The organism is Streptomyces sp. NBC_00647, from assembly GCF_045207245.1.
In the GTDB taxonomy this organism is placed as follows: domain Bacteria; phylum Actinomycetota; class Actinomycetes; order Streptomycetales; family Streptomycetaceae; genus Streptomyces.
Genome location: NZ_CP109040.1, coordinates 2,706,865 through 2,719,388, shown reverse-complemented (window position 1 = coordinate 2,719,388; position 12,524 = coordinate 2,706,865). Strand labels below are relative to the sequence as shown.

Sequence of the window (12,524 nt, the reverse complement as noted above, 5' to 3'; positions counted from 1 at the left end):
CGGGCGTCCTTGCGGACAGTCGCTGTCCGCAAGGGCTGGCAGACTCGCGAGCATGTTGGAGACATCCGCACGACTGCTGCGCCTGCTCTCACTGCTGCAGGCCCACCGCGAATGGTCGGGCGCGGACCTCGCCGGGCGGCTGGGCGTCACCCCGCGCACGGTCCGCCGCGACGTGGACCGGCTGCGCGAGCTGGGCTATCCCGTCAACGCGAGCCCGGGCACGGGAGGCGGCTACCAGCTCGGCGCGGGGGCCGAGCTGCCGCCGCTGCTCCTGGAAGACGACGAGGCGGTCGCCGTGGCCGTCGGACTGCGCACGGCGGCCGGGCAGGGCATCGACGGCATCGGGGAGTCCTCCGTGCGCGCCCTCGCCAAGCTGGAGCAGGTCCTGCCGAGCCGGCTGCGGCGCCGGGTCGGAGCCCTGAACGCCTTCACCGTGCCGATGCTGCGCGGTCCGCAGCCCTCCGCCGTGGACCCCGCCGTGCTCACCGAGCTGGCCAACGCCTGTCGCGACAGCGAGCGGCTGCGTTTCGAGTACCGCGACCACGGTGGCTCCTCGACGCGCCGCACCGTCGAGCCGTACCGGCTGGTGTGCACCGAGCGTCGCTGGTACCTGGTCGCCTGGGACGTCGACCGTGACGACTGGCGTACGTTCCGGGCCGACCGCGTCACTCCGACGCCGCCGCACGGACCGCGCTTCACGCCCCGCACGCCACCGGCGGAGGATCTGGCCGCGTACGTCTCCCAGGGCGTCTCCACGCGCGCCTACGCCACGAACGCCGTCGTCCGGCTGCTGGTGCCGCTGGAGGAGGCCGCCGCGCGGATCTCACCCTCGGCCGGCACCCTCGAGGCCTCCGGGGAGGACAGCTGCATTCTGCGCACCGGGGCGGCGAGCCTCGACGTCATGGTCATTCACGTGATGCTGATGGGATTCGAGTTCGAGATCATCGAACCCGCCGAGCTCGCAGACGCGATCGGAACGGCCCGGGACCGGCTGTCCCGGGCACTGGAGAGACAGGGTTCTCGGGCGGAGCCGAGCACGGCCGCGATGCCGTAGTGGCCACCCCGGGAGCCGACGGATGCAGTGCGGCGGTTCTGTGCCGGAACCGTGTATTTCTTATGCGGCGTCAGCTTCCGGGTCACGCGGCGGAATCGGGGCGCGCGGGAATGGAAAGGCGCCACGGCCGCACGGATCCGCGCATTCCCCACGGCTATCCGGGACGCTCTCGCGATGGATCCGAATTACGTTCGAAGGCGTGCGGAACACGTAGGGAACCCCTCATACGTGTGACGGAGTTCGGCGAAACGCGTGTCGTGATCCTGTGACAGAAGCGTGACCGGCGGAGGATAGGTGACTCCTTGTCGCCGGTCGGGCTTCCACCGCCGGGGCGCGCCGCCTACCGTGGCGGTCATGGCACCTATTCACCCCTCCAGCACAGAGCCGCAGGACAGTCCGGAGAGCTATGTCGGGCTGGAGGTGAGCACCGCCGAGGAGCGCGCGCGGGAGCACGGCTGGTCCTCGGTGCGCTCGCTGCCGCCCGGTGCGATCATCACGATGGAATACCTCGTGGGGCGGCTGAACTTCGAGGTCACGGACGGCACGGTGACGCGCTGCTGGAAGGGCTGAGCGCCCGGCCGCGGCAGGCGGTGCGTCCGGTGTGGCGCCGGTGCGCCGAGCGTGAGAGGCACCGGGACGCGAGAGGCGCCGGGACAGGAACGTGCGAAGGCCCCGGCTCGATGAGCCGGGGCCTTCGCGGTGCGGGGAGAGGTTGTGCGTACCGGCCCCGCAGCTCTCAGCCGCCGCCCGCCAGGGGGCGGGCCGAGGCGGTCGTGGCCGCGCGGGCCGCGTGCGGCGGGCGGCGGCTGCCCACCGGTGTCACCGGGGTGCGCTCCGAGCGGGCATTGTGCAGGCCCGGGGCCAGGTGGGCGGGGGCTCTGCTCGGGCGCGAGGCGACCGTCTCGCGGGCCGGCACCTCGCCGTCCACCGTGGCGGGCCGCGTGGCCATGACGGGTGCGCCGACCGGCGCGGGTGCCGGTGCGGGTGCGGGCGCCGCAGCGCCGCGGCGGGAGCGCACGAGGTCGCGCAGCGCGAAGATCCAGGCCTCGGCGCGGGCGATCAGCGGCTCGCACCAGGGCAGCGCCAGCAGGATCAGCAGGCCCGCGGCCCAGCCCAGCAGGACATCGCTCAGCCAGTGGGTACCCAGGTACACGGTGGTGAGGCCGACACCGAGGGAGGTCACGGCGGACAGGGCGGAGAGCCAGCGTCTGGCCCTCGGGGTCGACGCCAGATAGGCCAGAATTCCCCAGGTCACGACGGCATTGGCGGTGTGGCCCGAAGGGAATATATCGCCGCCCAGGCCCATTTCGTTCGAGCCGATCGTGATCGCGTAGTGCGGGCCGAGGCGGCCCATGCCGAGCTTCGCGGCGCCGACCGTGACGTTGAGGAGCAGCAGGGACGCGCCCAGGGTGAGCAGCGGGCGCAGCGTGTGCTGCCGCCAGGAGCGCCAGCCCAGCCAGGCGGCGACCATCACGGCGGTGGGGCCGCGCTGGCCGAGCACCACGTAGTAGTCCAGGAACGCGTGGATCTCCGGCCACTGCTGGTAGGGCCGGAAGAACATGACCTGCCAGTCGAACCGGACCAGCCACGACGTGATCGCCACGGCCCACACGATCGCCAGGTAGAAGGCCAGGGTCGCCGTGAAGAGGACAACCCTGTGCCTGGTCATCTTCGGCACATCGATGTTGGCCGGCCGTTCGGGCTCACGGTCCAGCCGGGCGAAGACCCGTTGAAGACGGGTGAGGTTTCGTTCGGTACGCACCCAATCGACGTTACAGCGAGTGAGCTGCGTTCCAGGCCGATTCGCTCGGTTTGTGATGACGATGTGATGTGGGATTCCTCTCAGGATCATGTTTATTTCCAATGAATCTCAAATCCCCGACGCGCGGAGCCTTCAATTCCATTGATCTTTCGCGCCTTCGGTTTTATGGCGCTTATGCATTCGTTCACCGAATGATGGTGTGGAATTGTCCGGCCGCTCACCGGCCGACCTGCGGTGCCGACCGGCGCCGCAGGTCGGCGCGATGATCATGCCGAGGGCGTGCCGCCGCACACGCGCGCCGCCCGCCCGGGGCGCGCTTCCTTCCCGCCGGTGATCTCCCACGAACGAGGTACCCCCGTCACCCGTGGGAGAGCGGGTGACGCGCGGCGGGGGAGGCCTCGCAGGGTGTGACGAGGTCCGGGGGAGCGTGGCGTACGCCACACGCCCTGCCGGGAGAACGTGAGAGGTCCGCCACGTGTCATCGGCGGGAACTCGCGTACGCTGACGGCTCACTCGCCTTTGTTGCGTGGGTCCGGGATTCGCTCTTCGGGCCGCAGCCCCAGGGAGTCCCCACCCTGCGGATCCGCCGATCGCGAGGGAACCTCTGGAGGTACGTACATGTCCGGGACGACCACGGCCGCTGCGCGATGCCGTCGGGAGACCGGGGCCGGTGCCAACCGCTGGGTCGTTCTCGTCGTTCTGTGCGTCAGCCTGCTGCTGGTCGCCGTCGACGCCACCGTGCTCCACGTCGCGGTGCCCGCCGTCACCGAGGACCTGAAGCCCGGCGCGATAGAACTGCTCTGGATCGTCGACGTCTATCCGCTCGTCTGCGCCTCGCTCCTCATCCTCTTCGGCACACTCGGTGACCGCGTGGGCCGACGGCGGGTCCTCCTCCTCGGATACGCCCTCTTCGGCGTCGCCTCCGGCATCGCGGCCCTCGCCGAGAACGCCCAGGTCCTGATCGGCGCCCGCGCCCTGCTCGGCGTCGGCGGCGCGATGATCATGCCCGCCACGCTGTCGATCCTGCGCCAGGTCTTTCCCGACCGGCGTGAACGGGCGCTCGCGATCGGCATCTGGAGCGCGGTCGCGGCCGTCGGCGCGGCGGTCGGACCGCTGCTCGGAGGCTTCCTCCTCGAACACTTCTGGTGGGGATCGGTCTTCCTCATCAACATCCCGCTGATGATCGTCAGCCTGCCGGTCGGACGGCTCCTGCTGCCCGAGTCCCGCGGTGACCGCGACGGTCCCTGGGACGTGGTCGGCGCGCTGATGGCCGCCGCCGGTCTGTTCGGCCTCGTCCTCGGCGTGAAGCGCCTCGGTGGCGGTGAGGCGCCCTTCAGCCCCTTCACCCTGGGACCGCTGCTCATCGGCGGTGCGCTGATGGCCGGCTTCGTACGGCGTCAGCGGCGGCGCACGCATCCACTGGTGGACCTGCGGATGTTCGCGCGTCCCGCGTTCAGCACCTCGGTGGGATGCATCGTCCTCGCCATGCTCGCCCTGGTGGGCCTCGAACTGATCGCCGCGCAGTACCTGCAGCTCGTGCTCGGCCTGTCACCGCTCCAGACCGGGCTGCGGCTGTTGCCGCTCACCTTCGCGGCGATGGCCGCCGGCCTCGCGGGAGCGAAGCTGCTGCGGCGGTTCGGGCCGCGCGCGATGGTCTGCTTCGGCTTCTGTCTCACCGCGGCCGCCGTGGTCACGCTCACCGCGATGGGCGGCAACGACAACACCGGGCTGCTGCTCTTCGGCTTCGTACTGCTCGGCTTCGGTCTGGAGACCACGCTCTTCGGGGCGTACGAGTCCATGCTGAGCGAGGCGCCGCAGGAGCAGTCCGGCGGGGCCGCGGCGATCGGCGAGACCTCGTACCAGCTGGGCGCGGGGATAGGGATCGCGCTGCTGGGCAGCGTGATGAACGCGGCGTACGCGCCCGGTCTGTCCTCCGTCCCCGGTGTCCCGGCGGCCGATTCGGAGGCGGCGGGGCATTCGCTGGGGGAGGCGTACGAAGTCGCCGACCGGCTCGGCGGGACCTCCGGCGGCGCCCTGCGGCAGGCGGCCCGGGACTCCTTCGTGCACGGACTGCACGTGACGCTGCTGGTGAGCGCCGTGCTGTTGCTGCTGGGCGCCGTGATGGCGCTGCGATTGCCGCGGGTCATGGACTGCTCGGCACCCGCGACGGACTCCGCCCCGGACGTGAAGTCCGGCCCGGCCGGGATCCCGGCCCCCCGGGACGTCGCCGAGACCCGCGTCTCCGCCTAGGAGCCGACGGGTCCGCCGGCCCCCGCGTCCGCGGCATGATCCACACGGCAGTCCCGGAGCCTCCCTGGACTTGCGGGACACTGCGTCGTAACGTCGGGTCGAGATCCTTAACTAGCGGTGCTAGTTATCACCTTGCCGGAGGCTGTCGTATGTCCGCGTCCTCGAAGCTCCCGCCCTTCGACCCCGCCGATCCGCTCGGGATCGACGACCTGCTCGACGCGGAGGACCTGGCGATCCGCGACACCGTGCGGACCTGGGCCGCGGACCGGGTGCTGCCGTACGTCGCCGACTGGTACGAGAAGGGCGAGCTGCCCGGGATCCGGGAGCTGGCGCGGGAACTGGGCGGCATCGGCGCCCTCGGCATGTCGCTCGAGGGATACGGGTGCGCGGGGGCCAGCGCCGTGCAGTACGGCCTCGCCTGTCTGGAGCTCGAAGCGGCCGACTCCGGGATCCGTTCGCTCGTCTCGGTCCAGGGCTCCCTCGCCATGTACGCCATCCACCGGTTCGGCAGCGAGGAGCAGAGGCTGGCCTGGCTGCCGCGCATGGCCTCCGGAGAGGTCATCGGGTGCTTCGGACTGACCGAGCCCGACCACGGCTCCGACCCCGGCTCGATGCGGACGCACGCCAAGCGCGACGGCGGGGACTGGGTCCTCAACGGCCGCAAGATGTGGATCACCAACGGTTCCGTCGCCGGAGTCGCCGTCGTCTGGGCGCAGACCGACGACGGCATCCGCGGATTCGTGGTGCCCACCGACGCACCCGGATTCTCCGCCCCCGAGATCAAGCACAAGTGGTCACTGCGGGCGAGCGTGACCAGTGAGCTGGTCCTCGACGACGTCCGGCTGCCCGCCGACGCCGTCCTGCCCGACGTCGTCGGCCTCAAGGGTCCGCTCGGCTGCCTCTCGCACGCGCGGTACGGGATCGTGTGGGGCGCGATGGGCGCGGCACGCTCCAGTTTCGAGTCCGCCGTCGCGTACGCGAAGACGCGGGAGCAGTTCGGACGCCCCATCGGCGGTTTCCAGCTCACCCAGGCCAAACTCGCCGACATGGCCGTCGAACTGCACAAGGGGATCCTGCTCGCCCACCACCTGGGCCGCCGTATGGACGCGGGACGGCTCCGTCCCGAGCAGGTCAGCTTCGGCAAGCTCAACAACGTACGGGAGGCCATCGAGATCTGCCGTACCTCGCGCACCATTCTCGGCGCCAACGGCATCTCGCTGGAGTACCCCGTGATGCGGCACGCCACGAACCTCGAGTCGGTGCTGACGTACGAAGGCACCGTCGAGATGCATCAGCTCGTGCTGGGCAAGGCGCTCACCGGGCTCGACGCCTTCAGGTGAAGGCCCCGCTCGTGAAGCCCCGGGAAGGCAGGGCCGGTGAGCGGCCCTGCCTCAGCTCTGGTTGAAGAAGCCGTCCGTCTGACGGCTCGCGGCCTCGCCGCTGACGATCTCCGTGTTGGCCGGGGTCAACAGGAAGACCCGGGTCGCGACCCGCTCGATGGTGCCGCGCAGGCCGAAGGTCAGGCCGGCCGCGAAGTCCACCACGCGCTTGGCGTCGGCGGGCTCCATAGCCGTGAGGTTGATGATCACCGGGACGCCGTCCCGGAAGAGTTCGCCGATACCGCGTGCGTCCCGGAAGCTGTCCGGGGTGACCGTGCCGATCCGGCGGCCCTTCTCCTCCGCCGTCTCGGAAGCAACCTTCACGCGCGGGTCGGTGACCCAGGCATCGCCGGACTCCTGACCCTCGGCGTAGTCGTCGTCGTAGTAACGCTCGTCATCGTTGTCGTCGACGAGGCCAAGCCAGGCACTCGCCTTGCGCACCGATCCCATGGACGCCTCCTCTCACAGCGGTCTTTCGTGCTTCCGCATCCCCATGGTCGTCCATGATGCGGATGTCGCGCCAAGTGGATAGACGCCGCGCGGGGGTTTCGTGACGGTACTGGTGCACAGCGAATCCGTCGAGAGCCCGCGTCTCCCAAGGGTCGTACGGGGTACGGCTGCTGACTGAGAGTGAAATATGATTTCTCACGGCGATCGGGTGACGGGCGGTGCGTACGGGTGAACGGAACGGTCGATACGATGCCGCAGCTCAACGTCGTACGTGTCACGGGGGAGTGTCGTGTTCGGAATCGTGAGGCCATGCAGTCACCGTCTCGGTGAAGGGCTCAAGACGCAGTGGATGGCGCATTTGTGCGGGCTTTGCCTCGCACTGCGCGGGGACCACGGCCAGTTCGCGCGGGTCGTCACGAACTATGACGGCCTGCTGATATCGGTTTTGACGGAGGCTCAGGCCGAGCGCGCGACGGGATGGCGGCGCACCGCCGGGCCGTGTCCGCTGCGCGGCATGCGGACCGCCTCCGTCGCGCAGGGCGAGGGCGCGCGGCTCGCCGCCGCCGTCTCGCTGGTGCTCGCCTCGGCGAAGGTGCGCGACCATGTCGCCGACGGGGACGGCCTGCTGGCCCGCAGGCCGGTGGCGGTCGCGGCGCGCCGGGTGGCCGCGAGCTGGGGCAGGGCCGGGGCGCGTACGGGATCCGACGTCGGATTCGACACGGCCGTGCTCGTCGACGCGGTGGACCGGCAGCTCGGGATCGAGGCGCTGGCCGGGCCCGGAACGCCGATCCTGACCGTCACCGAGCCCACCGAGACCGCCACCGCCGCGGCGTTCGCGCACACCGCCGTCCTCGCGGGCCGTCCCGGCAACGCCGCGCCGCTGGCCGAGGCCGGGCGGCTCTTCGGACGGCTCGCGCATCTGCTGGACGCCGTGGAGGACCGGGAGACCGACGCCGCGGCGGGTGCCTGGAATCCGCTGACGGCCACCGGTACCCCGCTCACCGAGGCCCGCCGGCTCGCCGACGACGCGCTGCACGGTATACGGCTCGCCCTGCGGGAGGCCGAGTTCACCGACAGCCGGCTGGCGCACGTGCTGCTCGCCCACGAACTGGGCCGGTCGGTGGACCGCGCGTTCGGGACGTCGGGGTGCGGGCACACGCCGGGCGCGTCGCACCGGGCGGACGGCTCTCTCGACGCGCCCGATTCCCTCGGCTCGCCGGGCGTGGCGGTTCTGCTCGGGCCCGAGGGCTCCTTCGGGCCGCCGCCTCAGCACGGCGGCAATCCGTACGTCGGTGGCGGCAACCCCTTCGGCGGCGGGCCCTCCGTCCAGCCGCCGGCCCCGGGCAAGCGCGGATTCTGGGCCGGCTGCGCCGCCGCCATCGGGCTGTGCTGCACCTGCAAGGTGTGCTGCGCCGACGAGTACGAGGGACCGTGGTCGCGCAAGAAGCGCGAAGGGTGCCTGAACAACTGTGACTGCGACTGCGGTTGCTGCGAGGCGTGCAAGTGCTGCGAGTGCTGTGAGTGCTGCTCGTGTTGTGACTGCGGTCTGTGACCGCGAGCTCGGAGCACTCCGGTCCGGGGTGCTCCGAGCGGGCCGGGGGAGCGCGATCAGTCCTTCAGCTCCGGCGGGGAGATCCGTGACGTCGGGATGGCCGAGCCCTTCGTGCCCCACTTGGCGAGGATCTTCTCGTACGTCCCGTCGGCGATGAGCCTGTTCACCGCGGCCCGGAACGCGGGCGTCAGCGCGCTGCCCTTCTTGAAGGCGAAGCCCACGTCGAGGCGGTGGAACTCGTTGAGGAACTTGACCCCCTGCTGGTGGGCGACGGCGTAGCGCAGGCCGTTGATGGTGCTCATCACGACATCGCTGCGGCCCTGTTGCAGCGAGGACCATATGGCACCCTGCTCGCTGTACGTCTGCACCTTGTACGCCTTCTCGCCGGCCTCCGAGCAGACCTTCTTGTTCGCCTCCAGCGTCGCCTCGAACGTCGTACCGGCCGCGGTCGCGACGTTCAGCCCGCACAGCTGCCGGAGCTCGGTGATCTTCGAGAGCTTGCTGTCCGTACGCGTGGCGAAGCCCTGGCCGTCGTTGACGTAGGTGACGAAGTCGATGGTCCTGCGGCGTTCGTCGGTGACACCGAAGTTGCTGGCCCCGAAGTCGTATTTGCCGCTGTCGAGGGCCGGCAGGATCGCCTCGAAGCTCGCGGACTCGTGTTTCAGCTCGATGCCGAGGGTCTTGGCCACGGCGTCCGCGAAGTCGACGTCCTGCCCGGTCAGCGTCTTGCCGTCGGCCAGGTAGGAGGTACCGGGCGGTGAGCCGGACACGCTGATCGCCACATTCAGCGAACGGGTGCCGGGCGGCAGCAACTTGGCGGCGGAGGCATCCTTGCGGATCGGCGAGACGACGTCCTGGGTGGGAATCTTGTCGGCCCGCGCCGCGGCCTGCGCTGTGCTTCCGCCGGCCGCGTCGTCCGTACCGGAGCCGCACGCGGTGACCAGCAGGGTCACGGACGTGAGCAGGGCAAAGGACGCAAAATGCCTGTTTCGGGTACGCGAGAACGTACGCATGGTGTGCGGTCTCCTGAAGGCAGGGGGTGAAGAGGCGCAAGGGAGGGGAGGGGTGCGCGTGTGAAGGCGTGGGGAAGAGGAGAAAACGCGGAAGGCGCCCGTCACGGACGGGCGCGCAGGGGGTCAGCTCAACAGGAGGAGGACCACACGCGACCGAAGTCGATGTGGGAGCGCTTGACCAGCCACTGCTGCGAATGCATGGGCCAAGTGGAACAGGCATCCGTTTGTGCGTCAACTGACTTGAGACGTAAGGCTCACAGTGTGGACAGCCTTGACATCGAGGGGAAACGGCCCCGTACTCTCGTGTCACGGCCCTGCTGAGGGGCTCGGCCGTACGGCGCTCCCGGGCGCCCGTCTGGCCTGTGTGAAGGCACCCGTGTTCGACTCGACGCATCACGGAGCCCTCGCATGTCCTCCGACACCCTCACCAAGGTCGCCGCCGCGCCGGACGAAGCGGCCTCCCTGCGCATCGTCCCGCGGCGCCGTCCCGGCCTGTGGACCGCCGCCGTCGCGGTGCTGGTCCTGCTCGGGCTCGCCCTCAACTCCGTAGTACGCAATGACGCGTTCCAGTGGGACGTCGTCGGCGAGTACTTCACCTCCGCCTCCGTGCTGCGCGGACTGTGGCTCACCCTCTGGCTGACCGCGGTCGTGATGGCGCTCGGCTTCGCCCTCGGCACCCTGCTCGCCGCGTTCCGGCTGTCCAGCAACCCCGTTCTGCGGACGGTGAGTTGGGGATACGTCTGGCTCTTCAGGTCGATGCCGATCCTGGTCCAGCTGCTGTTCTGGTTCAACATCGGGGCGCTGTACCCGCAGATCCTCGGTGTGCGCACCGTCGACCTGCTCGGCCCCGTGACCGTCGCCGTCGTCGGCCTCACCCTGCACGAAGCCGCCTATGCCGCCGAGGTGGTGCGCGGCGGCATCCTCTCCGTCGACCGTGGGCAGATAGAGGCCGCGCAGGCTCTGGGCCTGAGCCGGTGGCGCCGCTGGTGGCGGATCGTGCTGCCGCAGGCGATGCGCTCCATCGTGCCGCCGGCCGGGAACATGCTGATCGGCACCCTCAAGGGCACCTCCATCGTCAGCGTGATCGCCGTGCAGGACCTGCTCTACTCGGTACAGCTCGTCTATCACCGCACCTACCAGGTCATGCCGCTCCTGATGGTGGCCACCCTCTGGTACGTCATCGTCACCTCGGTCCTCGGCGTCGGCCAGTACTACGTCGAGAAGCACTATGCGCGCGGTTCGGAGCGCACCCGATGACCGCCGGACGCCCGTCACTGGTGATCGTCGGAGCCGGTCCGCGGGGGACCGGTCTCCTGGAGCGGATCGCGGCCAACGCGGCCGAGCTGTACGGCGGTTCGGGGCTCGACATCCATGTCGTGGACCCGTATCCGCCGGGCGCCGGACGCCTCTGGCGCGAAGAGCAGTCACCGCTGCTGTGGATGAACTCCGAGGCGCAGGACGTCACGATGTTCACCGACGAGACGGTCGACATGGCCGGGCCCGTGCTCGAAGGCCCCACGCTCGACGCGTGGGCGGGTCTCGACGGGCGCACCTTCGCGGACCGGCCCCGACAGGGCGCCTACCTGCGGTGGGTGTACGAGCGTGCCGTGGCCGCCCTGCCTCCCGGCATCAGGGTGCACCGTCACGCGTGCCGCGCGCTGCGGGTGAGCGGACCCCGCGAAGGCCGCCAGCAGGTGTGGCTGGAGGGCCGCCCCCGCCCGCTCCTCACCGACCTCGTCGTACTGACGATCGGCCACCTCGACGCCGAACTCGACCCCGAACAGAGCAGGTTGGCCGCGTACGCGACGGAGCACGGGCTGGTCCACCTGCCGCCGGACTTCACCGCCGACAGCGACCTGTCGGCGCTCGCGCCCGGTGAACCCGTCCTGGTCCGCGGGTTCGGGCTCGCCTTCGTCGACCTGATGGTGCTGCTCACCGAAGGGCGCGGCGGGCGGTACGAGGGCGACGGCTACCTGCCGTCCGGGCGGGAGCCGATCCTGTACGTCGGCTCCCGGCGCGGGGTCCCCTACCACTCCAAGATCGGCTACGGCCTGGAGGGTGAACGGCCCCCGCTGCCACGGTTCTTCGGGCCCGCCGAGGTCGACGCGCTTCTCGCGCGCCCCGAGAGGTTCGACTTCCGGCGGGATGTGTGGCCACTGATCGAGAAGGAGCTGGGGTTCGCGCACTACCACCGTCTGTTCACGGCACACCCCGAGCGCACCCGGGTCGCCTGGAGCGACTTCGAGGAGAAGTACGCCGCCGTTTCAGGTGCCGAGATCCAGGCCCTGGTCGCGTCCGCCGTGCCCGACCCGGCCGACCACCTCGACCTCACCGCGCTCGACCGTCCGCTGGACGGGGTGCGCCACGCCTCGTACGACGATCTCCAGGACGGACTGCGGACGTACATCGAGGAAGACCTGAGAAGACGTCATGATGCCTCGCGCAGCCCGGACCTGGCCGTCTTCCTCGGGTTGCTCTCGGTCTACGGACAGCTGGTCCGGCTCGGTGACGTCGGCCCGTGGTGGCACGGCTTCTTCAGCTGCGTGGCGTCGGGGCCGCCCGGCCCCCGGCTGCGCCGGATGCTCGCCCTGTCGCGGGCCGGAGTCCTGCGGTTCATCGGCGCGGACATGACCGTCACCGCCGAGGACGGGGTCTTCCGGGCGGGCAGCGCGACCGTGCCCGGCGCGACGGTCGAGGCCCGGGCGCTCGTCGAGGCCCGGCTGCCGCACCCCACCGTCGAGCGCACCCGGGACGCACTCCTGCGCGAGCTGTACGCGGACGGGGCCGCCGCGACGCCCGAGGGACTGCTCGCCGTCGACCCCGCCGACGGGCGTGTCCTGGAGCGTTCCGGGGCCCCGCACCCCCGGCGCTTCGCCCTCGGCCCGCACACCGATGCCCGGGGCTCGGGCGCCTTCACCAGGCCGCGTACCGGCGGCCCGGCCTTCCGGCAGAACGACGCGACGGCGCGCGCCGCGCTCACGTTCCTGCGGGCGCTGTCCTGTCGCGTCGCGGCCTGAAGCCCCTCCGGCATCCCGCAGAACGACACTTCGCGAAGGGAATCACC

At 70.7% G+C, this 12,524-nt stretch carries 10 protein-coding genes; 7 read left to right on the top strand and 3 right to left on the bottom strand.

Features of this window, described 5'->3' with window-relative positions; translation table 11 throughout:
• Positions 1–52 precede the first annotated feature (52 nt).
• Both OG788_RS11965 and OG788_RS11960 read left to right on the top strand, forming a co-directional pair.
• Positions 53–1,054 (top strand): helix-turn-helix transcriptional regulator, encoded by a 1,002-nt coding sequence (locus OG788_RS11965; RefSeq protein WP_406370623.1) that lies wholly within the window; start codon positions 53–55, stop codon positions 1,052–1,054.
• A 354-nt stretch (positions 1,055–1,408) separates the two neighbouring features.
• Positions 1,409–1,624, top strand: coding sequence for an I78 family peptidase inhibitor (locus OG788_RS11960; RefSeq protein ID WP_351549286.1), 216 nt, complete (start codon positions 1,409–1,411; stop codon positions 1,622–1,624).
• A gap of 166 nt (positions 1,625–1,790) precedes the next feature.
• Here OG788_RS11960 and OG788_RS11955 read toward each other — a convergent pair whose 3' ends face one another.
• Positions 1,791–2,816 carry a phosphatase PAP2 family protein gene (locus OG788_RS11955; protein ID WP_406370621.1) on the bottom strand — a complete coding sequence of 342 codons (1,026 nt, stop codon included), beginning with the start codon at positions 2,814–2,816 and terminating at the stop codon, positions 1,791–1,793.
• 618 nt (positions 2,817–3,434) lie between these two features.
• Here OG788_RS11955 and OG788_RS11950 point away from each other — a divergent pair.
• Positions 3,435–5,066 carry an MFS transporter gene (locus OG788_RS11950; RefSeq protein WP_351549291.1) on the top strand — a complete coding sequence of 544 codons (1,632 nt, stop codon included), beginning with the start codon at positions 3,435–3,437 and terminating at the stop codon, positions 5,064–5,066.
• Between the two features lie 149 nt (positions 5,067–5,215).
• Positions 5,216–6,406 (top strand): acyl-CoA dehydrogenase family protein, encoded by a 1,191-nt coding sequence (locus OG788_RS11945; protein ID WP_406370619.1) that lies wholly within the window; start codon positions 5,216–5,218, stop codon positions 6,404–6,406.
• A 51-nt stretch (positions 6,407–6,457) separates the two neighbouring features.
• On the opposite strand, the gene OG788_RS11940 is transcribed toward OG788_RS11945, so the two are convergent.
• Complete coding sequence (locus OG788_RS11940) at positions 6,458–6,895, bottom strand: cell division protein SepF (protein ID WP_406370618.1); 438 nt, start codon at positions 6,893–6,895, stop codon at positions 6,458–6,460.
• A 289-nt stretch (positions 6,896–7,184) separates the two neighbouring features.
• On the opposite strand from OG788_RS11940, the gene OG788_RS11935 reads away from it, so the two are divergent.
• Entirely contained in the window at positions 7,185–8,447 is a 1,263-nt protein-coding gene (locus OG788_RS11935; RefSeq protein ID WP_406370617.1) for a DUF5685 family protein, read from the top strand.
• Between the two features lie 56 nt (positions 8,448–8,503).
• Here OG788_RS11935 and OG788_RS11930 read toward each other — a convergent pair whose 3' ends face one another.
• A complete protein-coding gene (locus OG788_RS11930; protein ID WP_406370615.1) occupies positions 8,504–9,460 on the bottom strand; it encodes an ABC transporter substrate-binding protein in 957 nt (318 codons plus the stop codon).
• 408 nt (positions 9,461–9,868) lie between these two features.
• Between OG788_RS11930 and OG788_RS11925 the strand changes: the two genes are divergently transcribed.
• The gene (locus OG788_RS11925) at positions 9,869–10,717 is read left to right on the top strand and encodes an amino acid ABC transporter permease (protein ID WP_406370613.1); all 849 of its coding nucleotides are present in this window, start codon (positions 9,869–9,871) and stop codon (positions 10,715–10,717) included.
• A complete protein-coding gene (locus tag OG788_RS11920; protein ID WP_406370611.1) occupies positions 10,714–12,477 on the top strand; it encodes an FAD/NAD(P)-binding protein in 1,764 nt (587 codons plus the stop codon). The genes OG788_RS11925 and OG788_RS11920 overlap by 4 nt, the downstream gene beginning before the upstream one ends.
• The last annotated feature ends 47 nt before the right edge of the window (positions 12,478–12,524 follow it).

Excerpts from the sequence above, each read along its gene's own strand:
- OG788_RS11965 (WP_406370623.1), top strand. The coding sequence starts at position 53 with ATGTTGGAGACATCCGCACGACTGCTGCGCCTGCTCTCACTGCTGCAG.
- OG788_RS11960 (WP_351549286.1), top strand. The coding sequence starts at position 1,409 with ATGGCACCTATTCACCCCTCCAGCACAGAGCCGCAGGACAGTCCGGAG.
- OG788_RS11950 (WP_351549291.1), top strand. The coding sequence starts at position 3,435 with ATGTCCGGGACGACCACGGCCGCTGCGCGATGCCGTCGGGAGACCGGG.
- OG788_RS11945 (WP_406370619.1), top strand. The coding sequence starts at position 5,216 with ATGTCCGCGTCCTCGAAGCTCCCGCCCTTCGACCCCGCCGATCCGCTC.
- OG788_RS11940 (WP_406370618.1), bottom strand. The coding sequence starts at position 6,895 with ATGGGATCGGTGCGCAAGGCGAGTGCCTGGCTTGGCCTCGTCGACGAC.
- OG788_RS11930 (WP_406370615.1), bottom strand. The coding sequence starts at position 9,460 with ATGCGTACGTTCTCGCGTACCCGAAACAGGCATTTTGCGTCCTTTGCC.
- OG788_RS11925 (WP_406370613.1), top strand. The coding sequence starts at position 9,869 with ATGTCCTCCGACACCCTCACCAAGGTCGCCGCCGCGCCGGACGAAGCG.
- OG788_RS11920 (WP_406370611.1), top strand. The coding sequence starts at position 10,714 with ATGACCGCCGGACGCCCGTCACTGGTGATCGTCGGAGCCGGTCCGCGG.